At 64.1% G+C, this 24,062-nt stretch carries 19 protein-coding genes; 7 read left to right on the forward strand and 12 right to left on the reverse strand.

Translation table 11 applies throughout. The annotated features are described in order from the left end of the window. Positions 1–28 precede the first annotated feature (28 nt). The 5 genes from KO539_RS10610 to KO539_RS10630 all read left to right on the forward strand — a co-directional run bounded on the left by KO539_RS10610 (position 29) and on the right by KO539_RS10630 (position 5,474). The gene (locus KO539_RS10610) at positions 29–328 is read left to right on the forward strand and encodes a hypothetical protein (protein WP_176390609.1); all 300 of its coding nucleotides are present in this window, start codon (positions 29–31) and stop codon (positions 326–328) included. Positions 329–354: 26 nt separating this feature from the next. Continuing rightward, positions 355–2,292: a serine hydrolase gene (locus KO539_RS10615; RefSeq protein WP_219309091.1), complete on the forward strand. Its 1,938-nt coding sequence runs from the start codon at positions 355–357 to the stop codon at positions 2,290–2,292. Between the two features lie 147 nt (positions 2,293–2,439). Continuing rightward, positions 2,440–3,507 (forward strand): serine hydrolase, encoded by a 1,068-nt coding sequence (locus KO539_RS10620; protein ID WP_219309092.1) that lies wholly within the window; start codon positions 2,440–2,442, stop codon positions 3,505–3,507. A 346-nt stretch (positions 3,508–3,853) separates the two neighbouring features. Next, positions 3,854–4,594: a DUF3944 domain-containing protein gene (locus tag KO539_RS10625; RefSeq protein ID WP_219309093.1), complete on the forward strand. Its 741-nt coding sequence runs from the start codon at positions 3,854–3,856 to the stop codon at positions 4,592–4,594. A gap of 10 nt (positions 4,595–4,604) precedes the next feature. Continuing rightward, positions 4,605–5,474 carry a hypothetical protein gene (locus KO539_RS10630; protein ID WP_219309094.1) on the forward strand — a complete coding sequence of 290 codons (870 nt, stop codon included), beginning with the start codon at positions 4,605–4,607 and terminating at the stop codon, positions 5,472–5,474. Here the strand turns inward: KO539_RS10630 and KO539_RS10635 are convergent, their stop codons facing one another. The 12 genes from KO539_RS10635 to KO539_RS10690 are packed head-to-tail and all read right to left on the reverse strand — an operon-like array spanning position 5,475 to position 22,231. Further along, positions 5,475–7,925 carry a glycosyltransferase gene (locus KO539_RS10635; protein WP_219309095.1) on the reverse strand — a complete coding sequence of 817 codons (2,451 nt, stop codon included), beginning with the start codon at positions 7,923–7,925 and terminating at the stop codon, positions 5,475–5,477. Next, positions 7,922–9,160, reverse strand: a complete 1,239-nt coding sequence (locus KO539_RS10640; RefSeq protein WP_219309100.1) for a TIGR04063 family PEP-CTERM/XrtA system glycosyltransferase — start codon at positions 9,158–9,160, stop codon at positions 7,922–7,924. Before KO539_RS10640 ends, KO539_RS10635 begins: the two co-directional genes overlap by 4 nt. Before the next feature lie 4 nt (positions 9,161–9,164). Beyond that, a complete protein-coding gene (locus tag KO539_RS10645) occupies positions 9,165–11,117 on the reverse strand; it encodes an XrtA/PEP-CTERM system amidotransferase (protein ID WP_219309102.1) in 1,953 nt (650 codons plus the stop codon). 10 nt (positions 11,118–11,127) lie between these two features. After that, positions 11,128–12,330 carry a TIGR03088 family PEP-CTERM/XrtA system glycosyltransferase gene (locus KO539_RS10650; RefSeq protein WP_219309104.1) on the reverse strand — a complete coding sequence of 401 codons (1,203 nt, stop codon included), beginning with the start codon at positions 12,328–12,330 and terminating at the stop codon, positions 11,128–11,130. Continuing rightward, the gene (xrtA, locus tag KO539_RS10655; protein ID WP_219309106.1) at positions 12,320–13,903 is read right to left on the reverse strand and encodes an exosortase A; all 1,584 of its coding nucleotides are present in this window, start codon (positions 13,901–13,903) and stop codon (positions 12,320–12,322) included. Before xrtA ends, KO539_RS10650 begins: the two co-directional genes overlap by 11 nt. Further along, the gene (locus tag KO539_RS10660) at positions 13,900–15,201 is read right to left on the reverse strand and encodes a TIGR03087 family PEP-CTERM/XrtA system glycosyltransferase (protein WP_219309108.1); all 1,302 of its coding nucleotides are present in this window, start codon (positions 15,199–15,201) and stop codon (positions 13,900–13,902) included. Before KO539_RS10660 ends, xrtA begins: the two co-directional genes overlap by 4 nt. 15 nt (positions 15,202–15,216) lie before the next feature. Continuing rightward, entirely contained in the window at positions 15,217–16,296 is a 1,080-nt protein-coding gene (locus KO539_RS10665; protein WP_374106397.1) for a FemAB family XrtA/PEP-CTERM system-associated protein, read from the reverse strand. Then, positions 16,296–17,147, reverse strand: a complete 852-nt coding sequence (locus KO539_RS10670; protein ID WP_219309112.1) for an XrtA system polysaccharide deacetylase — start codon at positions 17,145–17,147, stop codon at positions 16,296–16,298. Before KO539_RS10670 ends, KO539_RS10665 begins: the two co-directional genes overlap by 1 nt. Then, positions 17,144–18,304, reverse strand: a complete 1,161-nt coding sequence (gene wecB, locus KO539_RS10675; protein ID WP_219309113.1) for a non-hydrolyzing UDP-N-acetylglucosamine 2-epimerase — start codon at positions 18,302–18,304, stop codon at positions 17,144–17,146. Before wecB ends, KO539_RS10670 begins: the two co-directional genes overlap by 4 nt. A 10-nt stretch (positions 18,305–18,314) precedes the next feature. Further along, complete coding sequence (locus KO539_RS10680) at positions 18,315–19,868, reverse strand: TIGR03016 family PEP-CTERM system-associated outer membrane protein (protein ID WP_219309114.1); 1,554 nt, start codon at positions 19,866–19,868, stop codon at positions 18,315–18,317. Beyond that, the gene (locus KO539_RS10685; RefSeq protein WP_219309115.1) at positions 19,852–20,685 is read right to left on the reverse strand and encodes an XrtA-associated tyrosine autokinase; all 834 of its coding nucleotides are present in this window, start codon (positions 20,683–20,685) and stop codon (positions 19,852–19,854) included. Before KO539_RS10685 ends, KO539_RS10680 begins: the two co-directional genes overlap by 17 nt. Positions 20,686–20,701: 16 nt before the next feature. Beyond that, a complete protein-coding gene (locus tag KO539_RS10690) occupies positions 20,702–22,231 on the reverse strand; it encodes an XrtA system polysaccharide chain length determinant (protein WP_219309116.1) in 1,530 nt (509 codons plus the stop codon). A gap of 260 nt (positions 22,232–22,491) precedes the next feature. Between KO539_RS10690 and KO539_RS10695 the strand changes: the two genes are divergently transcribed. Both KO539_RS10695 and KO539_RS10700 read left to right on the forward strand, forming a co-directional pair. Beyond that, a complete protein-coding gene (locus KO539_RS10695; protein ID WP_035818776.1) occupies positions 22,492–23,115 on the forward strand; it encodes an XrtA/PEP-CTERM system exopolysaccharide export protein in 624 nt (207 codons plus the stop codon). Between the two features lie 200 nt (positions 23,116–23,315). Continuing rightward, positions 23,316–24,062 carry a long-chain N-acyl amino acid synthase gene (locus tag KO539_RS10700; protein ID WP_219309117.1) on the forward strand — a complete coding sequence of 249 codons (747 nt, stop codon included), beginning with the start codon at positions 23,316–23,318 and terminating at the stop codon, positions 24,060–24,062.

The following is a 24,062-nucleotide window of genomic DNA, read 5'->3' on the forward strand; positions in this document are numbered from 1 at the left end:
CTGGCTCAGCTACAAGTTAGGTTGCGATATGGAGTATTCATTTTCACGCTTGATAATTGCGGCCAGTTTGGCTTGTTTAATCATGGGTGCGGCCGCTCTTCAACAGATGCGCCTTGGTCGCCCCATCGCTAAAGTAAAATACTTTCTGCTTAAATTGGCGGTGTTGGTCTGGCTGGTGAGCGGGCTATTTGTCGGAACATTCTATAGTCACGGATTCGATGTGGCGTGGTACATTTTTGGTGCCGCCGTCAGTCTGGCCGGATGTATCGTTGCAGGCATTGCGGTGCTTGCCTGGGCGGTTTTCACAAGGCGCAAGCAGGACAGATAATAGACTGTATGAAGTGACGAATTTCGTTGCCGACCGATATTTGCTTCCCGCTGCGGATGCAATCGGTCACGCCAGCAAAGGCGGAACGCAACGCATCCAGGAATATGACCGCCCATGGCCGATATCTGACGGCCTGTCGCAATCCTGCATTGCGCCCGTACAAGGTAACGTATCGTCAACTTTTCCTTCCTGGCATCCGTCAACCACCATTGAAAGAAGCGTTCATGCGAGTTCATCCCCTGGCATTCATCGTGACCCTGTTGTTCGCAAGTAGTGCCCAGGCGGACGCATTGGACGACATCATCAACGCCGAAATGACGATGCGGCAAATCCCCGGCCTGTCGCTTGCCATCATCGAGAACGGCAAGATTGTCAGGGCGCAAGGGTATGGTGTCACGGAAAAGGGTGGCAAGACGCCGGTCAGCCCGCACACACTGTTCCAGGCCGGTTCGGTCAGCAAACCGGTGGCCGCGCTGGGGGCGTTGCACCTGGTCGAGCTAGGCAAGCTTGCGCTTGACGAAGACGTCAACACCAGGCTGCGCACGTGGAAGCTGCCGGACAGCGCCCTGTCGGCCGAACAGAAGGTGACCTTGCGCAGGCTGCTCAGCCACAACGCGGGACTGACCGTGCACGGCTTTCCCGGCTACGCCAGCAATGCGCCAGTACCCAGCGTGGTCCAGGTGCTCGATGGCGAGAAGCCCGCGAATACCGCGCCCATTCGCGTTGATATCGTTCCAGGCAGCAAGGTGCGTTACTCGGGTGGCGGCTATACCGTCATGCAACAAATGGTGGCCGACGTGAGCGGTCAGGCGTTTCCCGACTACATGCGCGACGCCGTCCTCAAGCCCTTGGGCATGAACGAGAGCTCCTATTTGCAACCGCCGCCAGCCGAGCGCGCACGCCTGAATGCCAGCGGCCACCTTGCCGACCGCAGCCTGGTGGCGGGACGCTGGCATGTGTATCCAGAAATGGCGGCGGCCGGCTTATGGACCAACGCGTCGGACCTGGCGCGCTTCGCCATCGGGGTACAGCAGTCTCTGGCTGGTACGTCCAACCCCGTCATCTCGGCAGCCTTGACGCAACAGATGCTGAGCCCGCAAAAAGAGAACGCGGGCCTGGGCGTCTTCCTTCACGGCAGCGGCAGCGCGCAACGCTTCTCGCACGGCGGGCGTGACGAAGGCTTCGATACTTTGCTGACGGCATTTTCCGGCACAGGCCAGGGTGTCGTGATCATGATTAACGCAAATGACAATTCCCGCATGATGGATCGCCTGACAGCTGCCATCGGCCGCGCCTATCACTGGCCAGATGCCGACTACGACGTGTTGCTCAAGCAACCCGCCATCAACATCGATGCCAAGGAACTCATCCGCTACACGGGCCGCTACGAGTTGGCCAACAACACGATGGGAACCTTCGATATGCAGGGTGGTCAGTTACGCAGCATTTTCGATGGCTTGCCCGACGAAGTGTTCGTGCCTGTCGGCGCGCATCGCTTCCATTCGACGTCGCGCAATTGCGAACTGGCGTTCGTCGTCGATGCGCAGGCAGAGGTGACAGGCGTCGTCGTGACGACCAAAGACAAAGCCAACACGGCGCCGCGCATCGGCCCGCTGCTGCACACATTGGCAGCACGCACCGACCCCAAGCCTGCGCGCACCCGGAATGTACAGGCTGTGTTGTCCGACATTGGGCGTGGCGGCAGCGCCCTGGCCAACTCGGATTTTGCCACGCCCGGCATCAAGAACAATTTTGGCACACAGGCTATTGGCGAACTGGTCAATGTCAAGTCGCTGACTTTTTTGCACGAGCAAACTGTCGCTGGCCGCGAGATCGAACGGCATGGCAGCAAGGTGGACAGCGTCCTGGCCTTCCTCGTGAGCGGCATCAAGCCGGAGCGAAAATTGTTGGTTTACCTGACCGCGGACGGTTTGCTGACCGACTTTGATCTGATTGACGACTGAACGCCCGGCGTGGCTAGCCTTCATTTTTTTGCGCGCCTGGATCCGCACTCACTGACAGGCCAGTACTTGTCAGATGGTCAATCTTGTAGAATCTTTTGTTTATTGGAAATAGTAATCAAACCAGAATCTCATATTGAAAGAAAAACGATGCTGCCACTGACAATATCTGCACTTTCTTTTTTGTTGATGACATCCACATTCGTGAATGCCCAAGTTGGCGATCATTCACATGCGGAAAAGGCAGATGATTATTCCGCCAAGATCGACAGCTTGATCAAATCAACAAGTCCAAGAAGCTTTAATGGCGTCATTCTCATCACGAAGAATGGCAAGGAAAAATACGCAAAAGCCTTTGGTTATTCTGATGTTAAAAATAAAACACGGTTAAGGCTGGAAGATAATTTCCGAATCATGTCGAATAGCAAGCAAATTACGGCTGTGTTGATTTTGAGGGAAGTTGAAAAAGGCACGATAGACTTGCAAAGTTCCGTTAGAAGATATTTACCCGATTTGCCGCAGGCCTGGGCCGACGAAGTGACGGTGCATCAGCTGCTCAACTTTTCAGCAGGAATCACGGAAATCGACAAGCCACTCAGCTTCAGGCCCGGAACGGACTTTCTGTATGGCGTTACGACTTATTCAATGCTGAGCAATATTTTTGAAAAAGTCAGTGGAAAAGTCTATGTCGATGCAGCGCATGAGCTGTTCAGAGAGCTGGGGATGGTGAATAGTTTCTGCTATGAGGAAAACAAGAATAATAACGTCATCAATGGATATGTCAATACGAAAAATGTATTCGCACTGAAGGAACATCCTGTTCAGGGAAAAGGCTGGACAAGCTTCATCCCGGCAGGGGGAATTGTTTCAAATGCGAAAGATTTGAATATCTGGGATGAAAAACTTCATAAAGGGAAGATTTTAAAGGCCGAAACCTATAAGCTGATGACGAATTATTCCATATCCAGTCAGCACGTGGCTTTCGGTGACAGAGAAATCGGTTATGGATACGGTGTTTATGTGAGTGACAAAGATACGGTCAAGTATATAGGCCACTCCGGGAAGGGCTTGGGCTTTGCCTCGATCAAAGTCTATTTCCCTGAAAAAGATGTTGATGTCATTGTTTTGGAAAATCAGTTTAGCGAAGATAGTGGCGTTCATTACCATTTCGAAATAAAAGTGAGAGAAATAGTTATGGACAGCAGCCTTTTGAAATAGCTGAACCCCCGCGCATCATCCGTTTTGCAAGTTGCTGGCTGTGATCCTGCAATCACGCTCGGCCGAAGAATGTTCTTGAAGGCCATACGCTAACGTGAAGCTGTCTTGGCCATTTTGACCTCCACGATGCTGCCAGCACGGCCACACGTTATGGCGGCGCATATGCCGGCGACCGTGGCAGGCTCGATTGCAGTGCCAGTGCCAGTGTCAGTGCCATTTCCGGGCCGTCATGCGCCAATGGGAGAATAAAAGCGGCATCGGCTTCCTATTGCATGTTTTTCCTTGTTTTGCCTTGTAAGTTGGGTGCAATTAAAAATACAATACAAGAAAATTACCAAGGGGAAATATGGGTATCAAATATCGCGTCGATGAAGACCTCGCATTCCTGCAGTATTGCAAGGAAGAGGATTTGCGTATTTTGGCTGGCTATCTCACGCACGACAAAGATCAGTCGGCTCGCATGGCCAGCGAACTTGTTGCAGATGATAACTTCAAGAAGTTTGCTGGAAAGACGGACCAGTACCGGCAATGCTGGCAGTTGATTGCCGGCGAGCTTCAGCATTTCGGCGGCGACACTATCGTCAACCTGTTTCGTGGCGATGGCGTGCTGTACAAGGAGATTTTGTCGGACGTTTGCGATAACCAGAAAGTCAAAACGGAAAAAAACAGTTCCGCTTATGCGATGGAAAACAAGCTGCTGGAGAAATTCATCGGCGATGCCTGGGAAAAGCTCGGTGCGGAACAACGCGCTTCGCTGCTGAAGGAATTTGATATCGGCTACAACTCACGCGATGGGGAAGGATTGGCCTTGCTGAAAGCGGCCTTGTTGAGTGGCATCGGTTCCCTGCAAATATCTTCGCTGATCGCCAGATCCGCTGCAAGCATGTTCGCGGGACGGGCCATCAGCATTATTGCGACAGGTGGTCTGGGCAGAAGCCTGGCCGTGTTTGCCGGCCCCGTCGGATTGGCCGTGTCGGCCGCGCTCACCGTGCCCGCCATCAGCGGCGCCGCTTATCGGGTAACGATTCCTGCCGTCATTCAAATCGCTTATATGCGCCGGGAATGTGAAGCACGTGAATTTTTCTAAGGAAATGTAAATGCTGCAAGAAACAATATGGATCATCGACCAGGCAAAATTGAAGCCGGTATTGATACAAGCGATGGCGGAAGGCAAGGCAGCCATACATGACGGCGTGGCATACTGGGCCGAGGGCAGCGGCGGGTCTGGCATCATCCAGCATCTTCCGTTCAAGGAAAGTGCGGCCAAGAGCGTGGAAGAAGCGCTGAAAATGGCACAGGCGACGACGGTGATCGCCGCGGCCGTGTCGACCGGCATTATTCTTGCCGCGATCGTGGTGCAGACAAAATATTTGGCAAAGAAACTGGATAAAATCCAGGACGCTGTCGATGTCATTGCGCAAGATGTGCGCTCGCAGCACATTGTATTTTACATGGGTAAGATCAGTGAATATGTGGGACTGGTGGAGGCAGCGCGAACCTTGTTGCAGGATCGTAGCCTGGCATCGGAAATACGCGAGCTTGCCATTCCGCTGTTGACCAGCATGGCGGCGAAACGCAATGAAATCCTGTCCTTTATCGATAATATTCTTGCCATGGCGAAGTCGTCCAAAGACGTGTCCCCAACGCATTTAACGTCGATCACCAATTTCGCCCGATTAATGCTCGACATGATGCCCGCGGGAATTCATATCGAATACCTGCTTTGCGCGCGTATTGGCAAACTGCGGCTTGCAGAACATATCCTGCTCGATGGTGCGGGGCGATTCAACGATGGCCTGCAGATTTTCCGTCAGTTCATGAATGGTTTACATAACGAAATGATACGCGGTGGTGCCGGAGCACGCAGCGAGGTCTATCGCTCGCTTGAAGCAAATGCGAGGCAGCTTTTCCAATCCGAGCACGGGAAAATTCTACTGTCGCTGCCGGCGGGCCGCGCTGCCAGCTAACTACGGGCTGCCTGCCTGCGTCACTGCGCTCACCACATAGCGGTACTTGCCCGACGCCTCCGCTGCGATCTCGTCGACCTCATCGATGGCGATGTCCACCTGCGCGCCCAGCCTGGCCTGGAAGCCGGTGACGATGGCCGTGCGCGTGGCGGCATCCAGGCGCGGCAGGCAGACCAGCAGCACGCGCGTGCGCAGCAGGCTTTCCTGGATGATTTTGAAGCTGCGCACCTGCGGCAGTTCGCGCACGATGTAGACGAGGGCCAGGCCGTGCATGACGGTGCCATCGACCGCGGTGAGGAAATCCGTGCTGCGCCCTTCGATTTTCTGCAGCAGGGGCAGGCCGCGGCCGCAGGCGCACGGCCCGGTGCCCAGCGCGCCCACGTCACCCGTGGCGTAGCGGATGAAGGGGTAGTCTTGCGTGGCCAGGTGGGTGACGACGATGTCGCCCGTGGCCCCTGGCGGCAGCGGCTGGCCCTGGCCATCGACGATTTCCACGATGATGTCTTCGGCCGTGATGTGCATGCCGCCTTCCGGGCATTCGTGGGCGATGAAGCCCGCGTCGCGCCCGCCGTAGCCGTTGGCCACGGGGCAGCCGAAGGCGGCGGCGATTTGCGCGCGCTGCTCGTCGTACAGGCGTTCGGCCGTGACGAACGCCACTTTCACGCCCAGGCCGTCGAGCGGCAGGTCGCGCGCGCTGGCGTGGCTGGCGATGCGGCACAGGGCGGACGGGTAGCCGAACAGCATGCGCGGACGCCAGCGGCGCAATTGCCTGACATAGCCATCGAGGCGGTCGGGCGACATGGCAAACGCGGGCAGCAAGGTCGTGCGCAGCAGCGCGTCGCGCACGCGGCGCACGCGGTCTTGCGCGTGCAGCTCGATGGGCGAGCCCCACAGCACGGCTTCGCGGTCGCCGATGTCGACGCCCCACCAGCGCGTGGCGCGCCACTTGGCGGCGATGTCGTGGCTGACCCTGCGCCGGCCAAGAAAAAACTGCAGCGGTTCGCCGCTGGAGCCGCCCGTGGCGAACGGGCGCAAACCCACGGCGCGGGCCGACTTGAAACTGTCGCGCGCGCTGGCGATATCAACCTTCCTCAGCAGCGGCAGGCGCGACAAGTCGGCCAGTTGCCGCACCTGTTCCGGATCGAAACCGCTGCGGGCGAACAGGGCGCGGTAATACGGCACGTGCTCGGCCGCATGGCGCAGCAGCGCGCGCAGGCGGGCCAGCTGCCATTCCTGCAACTGCTCGGTGCTCCACCACTGTGAGCGTTCCAGCCGGCGCAGCAGGCGCGCGCTGCGGTGGCCTTTGATCCATTCATGCAGGGGAAACAGCCAGCGGGCGACCCAGCGCGTGTAGGCGCCGGGGCGAGGCGCGGCGCGGATGCGGCGGTAGTGGGCCGCCAGCCTGGGCGCGATATCGGGCCAGCCAAAGGTGGCGGCGTGCGCCAGGCCCGCGTCGACCAGCGCCTGCGTGCGCGGCGGGTCGCGCAGCAGCGCCAGGATGGCCTGCGCCATGGCGGCCGGATCGCCGGGCGGCACCAGCAGCGCCGTCACGCCGTCTTGCAGCAGGGCGGGGATGCCGCCCACGTTGGTGCTGACGACGGGCACGCCGCAGGCCAGCGCCTCGAGCACGGAATTGGGCATGTTGTCGGCCAGGCTGGGATTGAGGACGACGTCGCTGGCCTGGTACAGCGCGGGCATGGCGGCGTTGTCGACGGGGCCGGCGAAGCGCACGGCGTCCGGAACGCCGAGCGACCTGGCCAGGCGCGCCAGCGCCGCGCGCTGCGGCCCGCCGCCGGCCAGCACCAGGCGCGCTGCGGGAAAAGCCTCGCGCACGATGGCGAAGGCGCGCACGGCGCTGGCGTTGTCATACAGCGCTTCCAGGTGGCGCGCCACGAGAATGCAGGGGCCATCGGCCACTGGCGTGCGCGGCGCGGCGCGCGTAAAGCGCTGCAAGTCCAGCACGTTCGGCACGATATGCGCCGTATGCCCATATTGTTCGAAGACGCCGGCCAGGTAGGCCGACGGCACGACGATGGCGCTGGCGCGGCGCAGGCTGAACGCCACCAGGTGCGGCGACCGGGAAAAAAAAACGGCCGCTTCGCCACCCCGGTAATTGAGCAGGGCCGGCTTGCCTTTCAGGCTGGCGATCCACAGCGCGGGCGCGGCCTGCAGATGCCAGGACCAGCCGGAATTGGCCATGATGTGGAACAGGTCGACGGTATTGGCCGTGCGCCACAAGCGCCACAGGTGCACGGGCAGGCGCAGCGCCGCGCGCAGGTAGCGGATGCGCGCCAGCCATGGGGGCAGATGCGGCCCGTTGACGGCCAGCAGCTGCACATGCGCGCCATCCTCGCGCAGCTTGCGCGCCAGTTGCGCCGTCTGATTCGCCATGCCGCCGGCCGGCGGCGGCAGCGGGCCGACCAGCGCGATGCGCAGGCCCGCGAAGATCATGGCGTGACTCCTGCCAGTTCCTCCGCCATGCGCGCCGTCGTCACGCGCGCATACACGGACGCATAGCGGCTCACGCTGGCGTCCCAACTGCGTTCCGTCTCGACAAAGGCGCGCGCCTGGCGCCGCAGCGCCGGCCAGCTGGCGGGCGCCAGCAGCAGCGACAAGATGGCCTGCGCCAGCGCCTCGGCGTCGCCGGCGCGAAACAGCATGCCCGTCTTGCCATGCTCGACCAGTTCGCGGTGGCCACCCACGTCGGACGCCACCACGAGGCGGCCCTGCGCCATCGCCTCCAACGGTTTCAAGGGCGTCACCAATTCCGTCAGGCGCATCGGCAGGCGCGGATACACGCAGATGTCGACCAGCTGATAATAGGCGGCCACCTGCGCATGCGGCACTCTGCCCGCGAAGACCACGGCGTGGTCTATGCCCAGCTGCGCCGCCAGCGCCCACAGCGCCGCCTCTTGCGGACCGCCGCCGGCCAGCAGCAGCCGCAATGCCGGCTGCGCCGCCAGCAGGCGCGGCATGGCGCGCAGCAGCAGGGCCAGTCCCTCATAGGCGTAAAACGAGCCGATGAAGCCGATGACCAGGTGTCCGTGCAAGCCCAGTTTGCGCGCCAGCCACAAATCGTCGGGCGCCGTGACGCTGAAGGCCCCCGCATCGACGGCGTTTGGAATCACGGTGATTTTATGCGCCGGCACGCCGCGCGCGCACAGCTCGCGCCGCAAGCCGTCGCAGATGGTGGTGACGGCATCGGCGCGGCGCAGCGCGTAGGTTTCTAGCGCGCGCGTGAGCCGGTAGCGCAGGCCGCCAGGCCGGCTGCTGCCATGGTCGGCGGCCGCGTCTTCCCAGAAGGCGCGCACTTCATATACGACGGGGATGCCCAGCGCGCGGCCCGCGTTGAGGGCGGCGATGGCGTTCAGCGCCGGCGAATGCGCATGCAGGATGTCGGGCTTGAGGCGTCGTGCCAGCCGGCGCAGGCGTACGGCCAGGCCGACGATGACGGCCACTTGCCGCAGCACGGGCAGGCGCGTCCACCAGCGCGCACTGGGCGCCGTGCGGTAGAAATGCCAGCCGTCGACCAGTTGCTGCGCGCCGTCGGCCGGCCCCTGCTTGGCACTCGTGAGCTGCGTCGTGTGCCAGCCCAGCGCGCGCTGCTGCCGTAGGATGGCCAGGGTGCGAAACGTGTAGCCGCTGTGCAGGGGCAGCGAGTGGTCGAGGATGTGCAGGATGCGCATGGCTTCACTCCATTGCCATGGCTGGCGCGGGCATCGGCGCCTGGCGGCCATCGACGGGCAGCACCTGCCGCAGGAACGCCTCGAACATCAGCAGCGACCACAGGGGCGCGCTGTAGTCGCGCCGCCCGCTCGCATGCTGATCGAGCAGCAGGCGCACGTAATCCATGTCGAACAGGCCGCACTGCGCCAGCGTGGGACCGAGCAGCCGCTGATGCAGGCGCTGGCGCAGCGGGCCGCGCAGCCAGTCGGTCAGCGGCACCGAAAAGCCCATCTTCTGGCGGTACAGCAGGGTATCGGGCAGCAGCGGGCGCAGGGCTTTTTTCAGCAAATACTTGCCTACACCGCGCCGCAGCTTGAAGTGCGGCGGCAGGCCCGACATCCACGCCACCAGTTCATGGTCGAGCAGGGGCGAGCGCACTTCCAGCGCGTGCGCCATGCTGGCCCGGTCGACTTTCGTCAGGATGTCGCCGGGCAGATAGGTTTTCAGGTCCAGGTACTGCACTTGCGACAGGGGATCTTGCGCGGGACTGGCCAGCGCATGGCGGCGCAGCACCTCGACGGCGCGGTAGCCCTGCAGGCTGCGCCGCAGCTCGGGGCTGAACAGGCGCGCGCGCATGGCGTCGCCCAGCAGGCTGACGCCGTGAAAATACGCGTCCGTCGTGTCGCGCGCCAGACCCTCGAAGGTGGTCTTGGCGCGCAGGAAGCGGGGCGCCCAGTCGGCCTTCGGGTACAGCCGCCCCAGGGTGCCGAATAGCGACTGGCGCAAGCCGGCCGGAAACAGCGGATCCATCGCCTTGCGGACCTTTTCTTCGCGCGTGTGCAGGCGGTAGCGCCGGTAGCCGGCCAGGCTTTCATCGCCGCCATCGCCCGACAGGGCCACCGTGACCCGCTGGCGCGCCAGTTGGCAGACTCTGTACGTGGGCATGGCGGAACTGTCGGCGAACGGTTCGTCGTACAGATTGGCCAGCAGGTCGATCAGCTCGAAGTCGTCCTGCTCGACCTGGCGCGCGTGGTGCGCCGTGCCGTAACGGCGCGCCACCAGGTCGGCGTAGCGCGCTTCGTTGTAGGCCGGGTCGCCGAACGAAATCGAACACGTGTTGACGGGCGTGGCGCTGGCCCCGGCCATCAGCGCCACGACGGCGCTCGAATCGACCCCGCCGGACAGAAATGCTCCGAGCGGCACTTCGGCCACCATGCGGATGCGCACGGCTTCGCGCAGGCGCGCCAGCAATTCATCGGCCGCCTGCGCCTCGCTGGCGGGCGGATTCGGTGTGAACGGGATGTCCCAGTACGCTTGCGGCGCGGGCAGCGGCTGGCCGGCGCGGATCGACAGGGTATGCCCGGGCGGCAGCTTGCGCGCGTGCTGGAAGATGCTGCGCGGCTCGGGCACGTAGCCGTAGGCGAAATACTCTTCCACGGCCAGCGGGTCGAGCGCGCGCGGCATGGCCGGATGGGCGAGCAGGGCTTTGAGTTCGGAGCCGAACAGCAGGGTGCCGTCCTGCGCCTCGCCGTAATACAGGGGTTTGACGCCCAGGCGGTCGCGCGCCAGGAACAGCAGGTGGCGGCGGCGGTCCCACAGGGCGAAGGCGAACATGCCGCGCAGGCGCTGCACGCATTGCTCGCCCCACTGTTCCCAGGCGTGGACGATGACTTCCGTGTCGCTGCTGGTGCGGAATTGATGGCCGAACTGGCGCAGCTCCGCCATCAGGCTGCGATAGTTATAGATTTCGCCATTGAAGACGATGGCGATGCTGCGGTCGGCGTTGAACAGCGGCTGCTGGCCGCTGGCCAGGTCGATCACGGACAGGCGCCGGTGCGCCAGACCGAGGCCAGGCTCGCGGTGCAAGCCGCCTTCGTCCGGCCCACGGTGATGCAGGCTATGGTTCATGCGCGCCAGCAGCAGCACGTCGATGTCGCGCTGGCCCTGCAAATCAAAGATGCCGCTGATGCCGCACATGGGAGGCCTTTCAGGGAGTGGTGGACAGGGGAGACGGCTGGCGCGCGCCCGTCAGGCGGTCGTACACGGCCAGGTAGGCGCCGGCCATGGCGGGCAGGCTGTGTTCGGCCAGCACCTGGCGCCGCCCGCGCGCGCCGTGGCGCGGGCCCAGTTCGGGCATGCTGTAGTAGTCGAGCATGGCGTCGGCCAGCATCTCGGGCGAGCCGGGCGGCACCAGCGTGCCGCTCCAGCCCGACTGCACCAGTTCCGCGTTGCCGCCCACCTGCGTGGCAACGATGGGCAGACCCGTCGCCATGGCTTCGAGGATGGTGTTCGAGCTGCCTTCGGCCAGCGAGGGCAGCACGAACAGGTCCATCGCGCGCAGCAGTTGCGCCACGTCGTCGCGTGCGCCGGGCAGCCAGGCAAGGTGCGCCACGCCGGCTTGCTGCAGCAGGTCCAGGCAAGCCTGGCGGCACGGCCCGTCGCCGACGATGAGCAGGCGCAGGCGCGCGTGGGCGCCCGGCTGCGCCAGCAACAGCAAAAAGGCCTGCACCAGCGAGGCGTGATCCTTGACGGTCGCCATGCGGCCCACGCTGCCGATGACGAAGGCGCCGTTGCACAGGAAACCGGGCGGGCCCACGGCGGCCGGCGGCCCCAGGCGCGGGTGAAACTGCACGCTGTCGACGCCGTTGCCGATGTGCGACACCTGCGTGGGCGCCGCGCCGATGGCGTCCACCAGCCATAGCCCCAGGTCGGCGCTGACGGCGATGAAGTGCTGCACCAGCGGCAGCATGCATTTGCGCAGCAGCCGGTATTTGCGGCGGGTGCCGTGCAAGTCGCTCATGTCGCGCCCGTGTTCGCCATGCACGCGCAGGCGCACGCCGGCCAGGCAGGCCAGCAGCTGCGCTTCAAGGCAGCCCAGGTTGCGCGTGTGCACGAGTGCCGGCTGCAAGCGTTTCAGCACGCGGTACAGGTGCAGATAGTGGCGCCAGTCCTTGCCTTCGCGCTTGTCCAGGCTGATGATGTCGACACCCGGGGTGGTCAGGCGCAGGCGAAACGCGGTGGCGTTCTTCATGCAGACGATGGCGTGGCGGTAGCGTTCCGGAGGCAAATGGTTGATCAGGTTGACCAGGCCGTTTTCCAGCCCGCCCACGTCGAGCTGGTGGATCACGTGCACGATCAGCGGGGCCGTGCTGGCGGCCTCCGTGCCACCGGTATCGAGGTCAAGGGCCATGCGGCAACTCCTGCAAGCGTTGTTCGATGACGGGCAGCGCCGCCCGCATAAAGGCTTGCAGCTGCGCGCGCGGCGGCGGCGCCAGCTCGTCGTAGGCGGCAAAGACGAGGATGTCGGCGCCATCCTGGCGCCTGCCCAGCAGCTTGGCTTGCGCCAGCAGCAGTTTTACCAGCACGGGCCTGGCCGTGACGACGCCGCCCTGGCGGTAGACGCGCCACAGCAGCAGGCGTTCGCCGCCGTGGGCCAGCACACTTTCGCGCACCCCTATCTGGCCGTCGGACAGGTTGACGTGCCGCTCGCCCTGCACCAGGGGCATCCAGTGCGCGCCGTAAGGCGAGGCCTGGTGCGTCAGCAGTTCGGCATCGCGCGCCTGGCGCGCATACCAGTGCAGTTGCAGCCCCACGGGCGCGCCGTCGCCGTCCTGGCGCGCATACATGGCGGCAAACCGCGCGGGCGTGCCCGCATACGGCGCCTGCCAGGCAGGAGGAACGTCGGGCAGGCGATGCCAGGCGGGTGGATCGGGCAGTGTCAGCACAACGGCGGGCAGCTTGGGAGCATCATCGCGGTGGCTGGCCAGCGCCAATACCGGCCACACGGCCGCCAGCAGCAGGCAGGCGACGCTGGCGCGCACGACGGCGCGCGGACTGGCCGCGCCAGCGCTCAGGTGTGCGGGCCGAGCCGGCGGCACGGCGCGCGCCGGCGGCAGTTCGCGCCAGCGCGCGGCCAGCCAGAACAGCAGCAACGCCACCAGGCCGAAGAACAGCCAGCCATAGATCAGGTGGTCGATGCCCACGGCCAGGCGCATGTCGCTCAGGTGGCCCAGCATCACGATCAGGTAGGCGCGCACGCCATTGGCGAGGATGGGCACGAGCAGGGCGGCGGCCATGACGGCCAGGCGCCGCCGCGCGCTGTGGAAGTTGACATGGGCAAACAGGGCGCCCAGGGCCAGCGCGGCGATCAGGTAGCGCAAGCCGCTGCACGCTTCCACCACCGACCAGTTGCCGGTGGGCAGAGAAAAATTGCTGCCATCGCGAAACACGGGCACGCCCGTCCATTGCAGCGCGGTGACGGTGAAGGCGGCCGTGAAGTCGATCAGCGGTTCCAGGAACACTTCGCCAAACGGCACGGCGAGAAACAGATAGGCGAGCGGAAAGGCCAGCAGGCGCACGGCCGGTGGGCCGAGGATGGCCAGCACGCAGGCGGGCAGCATGGCCGTGGCCGCATATTGTTCCACCACGGGCACGTTGGCGGCGTCGGCCAGCAGCCAGGCCAGGCCCAGTAAGCCCAGCAGCAGCAAGCCCGGGCGCGACGGCTGGGGCGCCAGCGCGGCCAGGCGGGTGCGCTGGCGCCAGGCCAGCCAGCAACTGATGGGCACGATCAAGAAACCGTGCGCGAAGGTTTGCGAGCGGGACCACAGTTCCAGCATCGACCAGAAGGTGGCGTGGTACAGCAGCACGATGGCAGCCAGGGCCAGCAGCAGGAGCAGCAGGGCTTGCTGCTGGCCCTGGGCGTGCCCGTGCCGCCAGACGGCCGCGTCCGGCAAGCGGGCCACCGGATCGAGCTGCACGCTCATGTGGATGGCTCCCGCACGGGCAGCAAAGGCGCGCTGGCGCCGCTGGCAGCCGCGTCGGTATCGGCATCCGTCTCGGCAGGCAGGCCCAGCATGGCGCCCAGGCCCCGCAGATTGCGTTCCCAGTTGTAATCCTGCAAGACCAGCTGGCGCGCCGCGGTGCCCATGGCCGCGCCGTTCCCTTCGGCTGCGCCGCCCTGGGCATGGCGCAGCACGCGCGCGGCATGGTGGATGAATTCGACGTCGTCGCGCGCCAGCAGCAGTTCCAGGCCCGGCTGGGCGGCGATGCCTTCGAGCGCCTGCGGCGTGGCCAGCACGACCTTGCCCATCGCCATCGCTTCCAGTACCTTGTTTTGCACGCCGCGGGCGATGCGCAGGGGCGCCACGACCAGCGCCGCACCGGCCAGGTAGGGCCGGATGTCGGGCACCTTGCCCGTCACCACCACGCCAGCCATCTTGGCGAGCGCCGTCACGGCGGGCACGGGCGCGCTGCCGACGATATAAAACTGTAACTGGGGAAACTGGCGCCGCAAGGCGGGCCAGACGTGGCGCACGAACCATTGCACGGCGTCGATGTTCGGCCAGTAATCCATGGCGCCCGTAAACACCAGCGCCTGCACGCCGGGCGGATAGAAGGGGGGCTGGTCCGGCAGGGGCGTGAAATACGCCGTGTCGACGCCGTTGTTGAAGTATCCCGTCTTGCGCCGCGCCATCGGGGCGCATTGGCGGAACAGGGCCGCTTCGGCCGGCGAGACGAAGCTGGCAGCCGTGAATTGCTGGGCGATATGGCGCTCGTACTGCAGCAGCATGTACGCTTCGTGCCGGTACAGCTGCGACATGGGCCAGGGCTTGCTGTCGCCGTACTGGCGCCATTTGTCGGAATCGACGTCGACGAAATCGATCACGCGGTGCAGGGCGCGGCCCGCGCTACCGTCGATGTATTGCGCCATGGGGCCGGAAAAGGCCAGCGCGTGGCGCACCTTGCCGCAGGACAGCAAGCCGTCGACCCATTGCAGCAGGCCATCATCGCGGTAGTACTGCACGCTCATGGCCTGGCGCGACAGCAGCGCCTGCATGGCGCGCCAGCGGGCCGGGCCGCGCCGCAAGCCGATGAAGCGCGTGCTGGCGCACAGGGCGGCCACGGTTTTCGCGTGCTGCCAGTCGTCGTCATCGTCGATGAAGCAGCCCAGGTGCACGCGGAAATGCCGGCTCAGGTATTGCAGCATATGCCACGAGCGTATCTTGTCGCCCTTGTTGGGCGGATACGGCAGGCGGTGGGCAAGGAATAGCAGTTCGCGCATGGTGGGTCCCGTCGCTTAGCCCAGCTGCCGCACGATGTGCGGCCCCAGCAGGTTGGCCAGCGGCAGCGGCAGGCGGCGCCAGGCGCGGATGAACAGCGCATATTTCGGATTCAGTGGGTTGACTTCCGGCAAGGCCTTGGCGCGCACGAGCTGGTAGGCGTAGGGCAGCGGCTGCGGCGTGAAGCCCCAGTTCTTCTTGAAGTCGTATGCCCCCGTACCCAGCTTGCTGCGGCCGAAATCGAACAGGCGGTAGCCGCGCGCGCAAGCGCGGCGCATCGCTTCCCAGTACATGAAGTCGTTGGCGCCCGTGCTGCGCGCCAGCACGCTGCCGCCGCCGTAATATGGCAGCACTTCATCGCGGAAAAAGAACAGCAGCACGCTCGCTTGCGCCTGCTGGCCGTGGTAGACGGTGAGGATTTGGCAGGCGTCGCCAAACACCGAACGCAGCAGGGCAAAATGGCGGCGCGCGAAGACGGGCGTGCCCAGCCGGTGCACGCTGGCCGCGTAGATCGGGTAGAAACGGTTGAGGTCATAGTCGATGGCGCTGTGCAGGCCGCCCGTGATGGCCTTGCGCACGACGGCGCGCTGCTTGCGAGGAATGGCCAGCAGGTTCTGCTCGGCATCGGGCAGCAAGGAGCGGCGGAAGGTCGCGTACAGGGGTTTGTGCAGCCAGGAAGGGTCTGCACTTTCTGGCACTTCGCGCCAGCGGTATTCCAGGTGCCCCACGCCGAGGCGCCGCGCCAGCGCCAGTGCCGCGCCGTCAAGGGCCAGTTGCACGGCTGCGCTGCCGCCGGCGATGCCGCCGTACACGCAAAACGGCAGCGAGACGAGGGCGGAGCCGAACAAACGGCTGCGCAGATGGGCCAGCGGCAGCACGCCGGCGATGCGCCCGTCCTGTTCCGCGTACAAGAAATAGCTGTCGTGCTTGAAACCTTGCTCCATGATGGTTTGCCAGCCGGCGCGGTGAAAGAAGGTCGCTTCCGGGCAGGTGTCGACAAAGGCGTCCCAGCGCGCATGCTCGTGCCCCTGCAGCGACCGCACGGCGATGGCGGCGCGGGACTGTAGCGGGTCGGGAGCAAGGCTGGCCTCGTGCATCATGTGCTTTCCAGAAAAATACGGTCCATGCGGTCCCAGGAGAAATCGCGAGTCAGGCGCCCCAGCCGCGCTTCCATGCGCCCCAGGTTCACATAGTGGCGAAAGCGCGTCCTGGCACTCAGGCCCGTCGGGCGCGGCTGGCCGGGGTCGAGTTCCCAAGGATGAAAATAGAATATGCCAGCTTGCCCGTCGCGCGAATTGATGCGTCGCAAAAGCCAGCGCGACAGTGCATACGGCATCAACCTGAAATAACCGCCGCCGCCGGCCGGCAGGTTGCGCCCGCGCAAGCGTACTGTGCTGACGGGCAATTCCAGCATGCCGTGCGCCCCCCGTGGCCGCCAGGCGAAGCGGGGGGAATCGGGCATGCCGTAGTGGTCGTGGCGGATCGGATAGATGCTGGAACTGTAGCGGTAGCCCGCTTCCTGCAGCACGTCGAAAGCCCACAGGTTGGCCGCGCCGATGGAAAAGCTGGGCGCCCGGTAGCCGTGCACGGCCAGCCCCGTCAATTGTTCCAGGATGGTCTTGCTGTGGCGCACATCGTCGGCGAACTGCGCGGCCGACTGGTCGCAGGCGCGCAGGTGCGCATAGCCGTGACTGGCCACTTCGTGCCCGGCGGCCGCCACGCGGCGCAGCATGGCGGGATAGCGCTCGGCGATCCAGCCCAGGGTAAAAAAGGTGGCGTGGATGCGGCGCGTTTCCAGCAGCAGCAGGATGCGCTCGATATTTGCCTCGACCCGGCATTCCAGGCGGGGCCAGTCGGCGCGCGCGATATGCGGCGCGAAGGCGGACACCTGGAAGTAATCTTCCACGTCGATGGTGAGCGCGTTGCGCAGTATCACCGGCGGCGTCATGGCGGCCCCCGGCGCGCCGCCAGCCAGGGTGCGATGACGGCGGCGATGCGCGTGGCCGCGTGGCCATCCCACAGGGGCGGAAGGCGGCCGCGCTTGCCGCCCGTGTCGAGGATGCCCCGCGCCAGCGCCAGGATGGCGGCCGGCTGCGTGCCGGCCAGCGTGTTCGTGCCGTCGCTGAGGGTGACGGGCCGCTCCGTATTGTCGCGCAAGGTCAGGCAAGGTACGCCCAAGGCCGTGCTTTCTTCCTGCACGCCGCCCGAATCCGTCAGCACCAGGCGCGCCTTTTGCATCAGGCCCAGCATTTCCAGGTAGCCCAGCGGCGGCAGGCGGACGATGGCATGCCGCGCCAGCAGCGGTTCCAGGCCCGCCAGACGCAGGCCTGCCAGGGTGCGCGGGTGGATGGGAAACAGCAGCGGCAGTTGCTGCGACAATTCTCCCAGCGCCCCCAGCAGCGCTTCCAGCTGCGCCGGGTCATCCACGTTCGACGGCCGGTGCAAGGTCAACAGTCCATACGCGGGCGGGCAGGCGTGGCCTTGGGCGCGCAGGGTGGCGGCGGGCGTTATCGCGCGCGGCAGTTGCTGCCGCAGGCTGTCGATCATGACGTTGCCCGTGAAGTGAATGCGTTCGGGCGCGATGCCTTCGCGCAGCAGGTTGGCGCGCGCGCCTTCCTCGCTGGTCAGCAGCAGGCTCGACAACTGGTCCGTCAGTACGCGGTTGATTTCCTCGGGCATGTGCCGGTCGCCGCTGCGCAGGCCCGCCTCGACGTGGATCACGGGAATGTCACGCTTGGCCGCCACCAGCGCGCATGCGAGGGTGGAATTGACGTCGCCCACCACCAGCACGGCATCGGGCGCCAGCGGCGGCTGCGCGTCGAGCACGGCGTCGAAGCGGCGCATGATCTCGGCCGTCTGCTGCGCGTGGTTGCCGGAGCCGACATCGAGGCAGATGTCGGGCGGGCGCAGGTCCAGGTCCGCAAACAGCTGGCCATTCATGGCCGTGTCGTAGTGCTGGCCCGTATGCAGCAAGGTCACCCGCACGAAAGGTGCGTGGCGGGCCAGAGCGGCCAGGATGGGCGCCATCTTCATCAGGTTGGGGCGCGCGGCCACCACGCACAGCAGGTGCGCCGGCACGGCGCGCGCAAGAGTAGGGTCGGACATTGCGGCCTCCTTAGAATTGCATGGTGAGCGTGGCGCTGACGCCGTTTTCGCGGTAATCGCCGCCGCGGTTGCTGGCGTGCCGCGTGTGCCGCACGTCGATGCTGGCCGTCATGTTCTGCTGCAGGATGCGCGTGTAGCCGGCCGTCACGGTGATGTTGTTGTCGTGCCGGGGCACGCTCAGCGAGCGCACGCTGGCGTAGCCGGCATTGGCGTTCAGGCTGGTGCGCGAACTGGCTTTCCAGCTCCAGCCCAGGTTGCCGCTCATCTGGCGCGTGCGGTCTTCGCTGCCAAATTCCACGCCGGGCAGCAAGCCGCTGTCGATGCCGCTGGCCGTTTGCGCCGTGCGGTCGACGGCCGTGATGCCGGCGATCATCGTGCTTTTCGCCGTGGCGCGCGCCATCGTCAGCTTCAGCTGCTTTTGCAGGAAATAGCGGTGGCTGAAGTAATTGATGGCGCCCCGTTCCGGCCCCAGGCTGTTGGCGTAGCGCAGGAAGGCATCGATGCGCAGGCGCCGGTCGCGCGCATTGGGAAAGATGCCGCGCCACAATTGATCGAGCAACTGGCCCGCGTCGCGGTCGCCCAGGCGCGAAAATTGCGTCGGCAGGGTGGTGATGTTTTCGCTGTAATTGAGTTGCCAGTTGGTATGGCGCTGCAGGAACGTGGCGTCCAGGCTGTAGGTGTTGCCAAAAAAACGCCTGCCCGTGCTGAAGGCCACGCTGGTGCGCGGTGACGGCGTCCACACGCCGCCCAGCGACCAGAAGCGGCCGGCCGGCGCCTTGCCGCTGGCCGATACATAGCCTTCCTTTTCCGTGCCGCCGCTGGCCGTGGCCGCCCATTTGCTGCTGAACGGATAGCGCAGGCCCACGCTGCTGCGCTGCATGCGCATGGGCGCCAGCTTGCTGTCCTGCGTGCGGCGCACGTCGTGGCTGGCGTTCCAGGTCCAGCCCTTGCCGCGCGGCTCGCCGCTGAGCAGCAATTCCATTTCATCGCTGTGTACGGACAGCAGTGCGCCGCCGCTGTCGACCGTGTTGCGCGTGTAGCGCAGCTCGGTCGTGGCCAGGCCGCGGAAACGGTGCCGCAAATAGGGGCTGATGCCGGTGGTGCGCACGGTGCTGGCGTTGTCCGTATCGGGCAGGTCGTCGATCAATTGCGGGCCGAACGGCGAGATGTTGCGCCGGCTCACGCTGGCGTCCGCATCGATGAAGAACCAGTCCTTGACCAGCTCGGCGTCGGCCGAGGCGCCCAGTTCGTGGTGCTCGGTATCAGCGCGCTGGCCGGACAGGTATTTGTGCCAGCTGTAATCGAGGTGCATGCGCAGGCGGGGGCCCGTGCCGATGAGGGCGATGGCGGGCGCGATTTCCGTGATGAAGTCCGATTGCGCCTTGCCGGGTGGCGCGCGCAAGGCATTGTCCGTATAGCTTTCGCGCAGGCGCAGCGACGGCTGCACCAGCCAGTCGACGGCGCCGACGGGCAGGGGCAGCAGCAGAGATAGCAACGGCAGCAACGGCAGCAGCGGCGACAGCGGCGGCGTTAGCGAAACCCGGCGGCTAATCGTAATGGCCATAGCCGTAGTAGTCGTTGCCGGGGAACGATTTGGTCTTGTTGTAGATCAAATGTATGTGTTCGCACGACTCGATCTGCCGCAGCGCCTCCTTGACGGCGTGCTGCGTCGTCGTTTCCGCCTCGACCACCATGACGACTTGTCCCATCTGCCCGACCAGCGCGTGCGCTTCGCTGGTGATCAGGAGGGGCGGCGAATCGAAGACGACGATGCGGTCGCCATAGCGGCTGGCAATTTCCGCCAGCAAGCGGCTCATGGCCCGGCTGGCCAGCAATTCCGTCGCGTGCTTGTTGCTGCGCCCGGCTGGCAGGATGCTCAGGTTGGCCACATTGGTTTTCAGGATCACGTCCGCCATGGCCAGTTGCGGGTCGAGCAGGATATCCATCAGCCCCGGCTCGGGCGGCAGGCCCAGCACTTTCAGCACGGACGGGCGCGCCACGTCCGCGTCGACCAGCAGCACCGTGATATCCATTTCCATGGCGATGCTCATGGCCAGGTTGATGGCGCAGTACGTCTTGCCTTCGCCCGGCATGGCGCTGGTGACGACGATCAGGTTGCCGTGGCGAATGGCCTCGGCGCCGCTGGCGCGCGCCTGGCGCAGCAGCGGGCGCTTGATGATGCGAAAATCCTCGGCCACCGCGCTGCGCCCGCCGTCGTGCGTGAGCATGCCTTGCTCGGCCAGCCGGTCCAGGTTCAGGGGGCGGTAACGGGGCGACCGGGCCGCGTCCGCGCCCTGCGTACCGTTCACCGTATAGGGCATGCCGGCCTCGGCCACGCCGAGGGTGGTGGGTTCCTGCTTGCCGCTGTCCTTGCTGGTCATCGTCGCTCCTTGGGATCTAGAATTTCAGCAGCGCGGCCGTCATGACCCCGCCGTACAGCACGAACAGGCTGCCCAGGCAGGCGCCAAAGCCATAGCGGGCGCGGCGGCGGCGCACTTGCTGCAGCGGCGTCCAGTTCATCGATACCGTGCCCAGCACGTTCAAGCCCGTGGCGTCGCGCAGCTCGGAAGGACTGAGGAAGGTGGGGCGCACCTGGCTGATCAGGAGGGCCGTGGCGATGCCGGCAATCAGGGCCGCGCCCAGCGCCGCGGAAAACAGCAACGGGCGGTTCGGGCCGACGGGCGCATATTGCACCGTGGGCGGGTCGATGATCTTGAAGGCCATCATGTCCGTGGTGGAACTGAGTTCGCCCGACAGCTTGGCCGCTTCGCGCCGGCCAATCAGCTTTTCATAGTTTTCCTTGTTGATGATGTAGTCGCGGTTGAGCTGCGCCAGCTGCGATTCCACCTCGGGCACGGCATTGCTCTGCGCCAGCAGGCGCTCGTTGCGCGCGTTGTATTCCTGCACGCGGGCGCGGATGGCGGCCACCTTGGCGTCCGCGTCCGTCAGCGCCACTTTCAGTTGCTGCAGCATGGGGCTGTAGTTCTTGCCCGGATCACCGGCCGCCGTTTTCAGCTTGCTTTCCTCGATCTTGCGTTCTTCCAGCTGGGCCACCAGGCGTTTCGAAGCGATGATGTCGGGATGCAATTCCGTAAATTGCATGCGCAGGCTGTCGAGGTTCTTGTTGATCGACGCGATGCGCTCGTCGAGTTCGGGATTCGTGATGGCCGCCGCGTTCGGTTCCAGGTCGAGCACGGGCTCGTCGCCCTCGATCTGGCTCAGGATGGCCTTGCGTGCCTGTTCCGCCTCGACCAGTTCCAGCTTGGCATTGTTCAGGCTATCGGACGACATCAGCAGCTGGCTGCCATAGTCGATGCCCTGGCGCGGCAGCAGCAGGTTGTTGCGGATCTTGAATTCCTTCACCAGGTTTTCCGCCGCGCTCAGCTTGTCCTCGTAATTCTTGATCTGCTCGTCGATGAATTGCACCGCCTTTTGCGAATCGCCTTTCTTGCCCTGGAAACTGCCTTCGACAAAGATGGTCAGCAGGCTTTGCACGACGTCGCGCACGAGCTTGGGGTCGCGCCCGCTGTAGCTGATGGTGTAGATGTCGTAGGCGTTGGTGCCGGTGATCTTGATGCGGCTCATCAGCTCGTCCAGTTGGGCCTCGTGCTCGCGCACGGTCTTCGAACCCAGGTCGAGGTCGACCATGCGCATGACGCGCTCGACGTTCGGGCGGCTGAGCAGGGTGCGGCTCATGATCGCCACCTGCTGTTCCGTGTTCGGCACGCTGGTCATGCCGGCCATCAGCGGCTTGAGGATGGTTTGCGTATCGACAAACACGCGCGCCGATGTCTGGAAGTCGTCGGGCAGGGAGATCACCCGGATGAAGCCGGCGATGGCCACCAGCCACGCCACCACGACCGCGTGCCAGCGGTACTTCCAGATGCCTTTCAGGCTGGACAGCAGTTGCTGTATCAAGTCTTCCATGTCGCTTCCTTCAGGTGACGGTGCGGTGCTGCACGGGAGATGGGCTGGCGGCGCGGACAACAGCGGCATCTTGCAAGAAATACTTGCCTGTTGGGTAAGCAAAGTATAGGGCGGCTGTGGAGCAAGATTTCCCAAGATGATTGCTTCTTGATACGCCTCAAGGTTCTCTTGCCGAGTTTTAATAATCATAGGAAGTTCGCGGCCCAGGCTGGTTCTGCGGGGCCGGCCATGGATGCGCCATCGACTCGAAGAGGCTCCGCATGAATCCGTTTCGCCGTGCATTTGTCCGTAACGCGCTGGGCCTGGCCAGCGCGGCCAGCCTGCTGGGCGCCTGCCGCACGTCCCATCCGCTGGCACCGTCCGACGACAGTGCGCCCATGCACGATTACCTGATCGGGCCGGGCGACTCCGTCAACATCATCGTCTGGCGCAACCCGGAAGTGTCGCTGACGGTGGCTGTCCGCCCGGACGGCAAGATCACCACGCCGCTGGTCGAGGATTTACCCGCCAGCGGCAAGACGTCGACCCAGCTGGCGCGCGACATCGAGCAAGCCTTGAGCAAATTCATCCAGCAGCCCGTGGTGACGGTCATCGTCACCAATTTCTCGGGACCGTATGGCGAGCAGATCCGGGTGATTGGCGAGGCGGCCAAGCCGCAGGCGCTGCCGTACCGGCTGGGCATGTCGCTGATGGACGTGCTCATCGCCGTGGGCGGCATCACCGATTTCGCGGCCGGCAACAAGGCCAGCATCATCCGCATGCGCGAAGGCAACCAGCAGCAGCTGCGGGTCCGCCTCGATGATTTGCTGAAGGAAGGCGATATTTCCGCGAATGTCATGATGCGGCCGGGCGATGTGCTGCTGATACCGGAAAGCTTTTTTTAACAGCGGCCTCGGCAATATCAAAACAGCACTTATATTTGTCATTTTGTACTTTTCGGCAAATTTCAGCGTGTAATTTTGCTATCTAAAGGTGAAATTCTTCTGTTTTTTTAACTAAAGCTGGGAACTTCTCCAGTTTTTGTCTTGTCACAAGGCATTGGCTTCAGTCCGTCTCAACGGCAGCCGATGAACGTGAGGACAAGATGAGCTTTCAAGATGAACCCATTATTTCCTTCGACACCCCAGGCACCCTGAGTGACCTGGTGGTGGGCGAGGGGCAGATCGACCCGGCCATGGAGCACGAGCTCGACCTGCAGCGCTTTCATATCCGCATGGCCAATTCGCGTGGCCGGCGCGAGGCGGCCAGTTTGCTGATCCGCAAGATGTACGGCTGGCGCGGCTATGCCGTCGATCCCGGCACCGCGCATGCGCTGAATAAAATCACGCTGTTTGCGGAAACGGCCGGCAGCACCGTCGGCACCATGACCCTGTGCCTCGACAATGACGAGACGGGCTTGCCTGCGGATGAAAACTTCCGCGACAAGCTCGACGTCCTGCGCGAGCAGGGCCGCCGCCTGTGCGAACCGTCGCGCCTGGCCATCGACAAGGGTGTGAGCAAGCGCGTGTTTGCGGCGCTGATTCATATCTCTTATATCTATGCCCATAATATTCACGGCTTTACGGATTACGTGATCGAAGTCAACCCGCGCCACGTGGTGTTTTACAAGCGCATGCTGGGTTTCCAGGACTTCGGCGGCGAGCGCGAGTGCACGCGCGTGGGGGCGCCGGCCGTGCTGCTACGGCTGGACCTCGATTACATGGGGGCCCAGATCCGCAAGTACGGTGGCCTGATGGAACAGCATGGGGGTGAACGGTCGTTTTACCCCTTTTTTTTCCCGACATGGGATGAGCCTGGCATTACCGACCGGCTGAGGCAGGGGCGCAACTGA

Source organism: Janthinobacterium sp. NKUCC06_STL (genome assembly GCF_019345455.1).
Lineage (GTDB): Bacteria > Pseudomonadota > Gammaproteobacteria > Burkholderiales > Burkholderiaceae_D > Janthinobacterium > Janthinobacterium rivuli.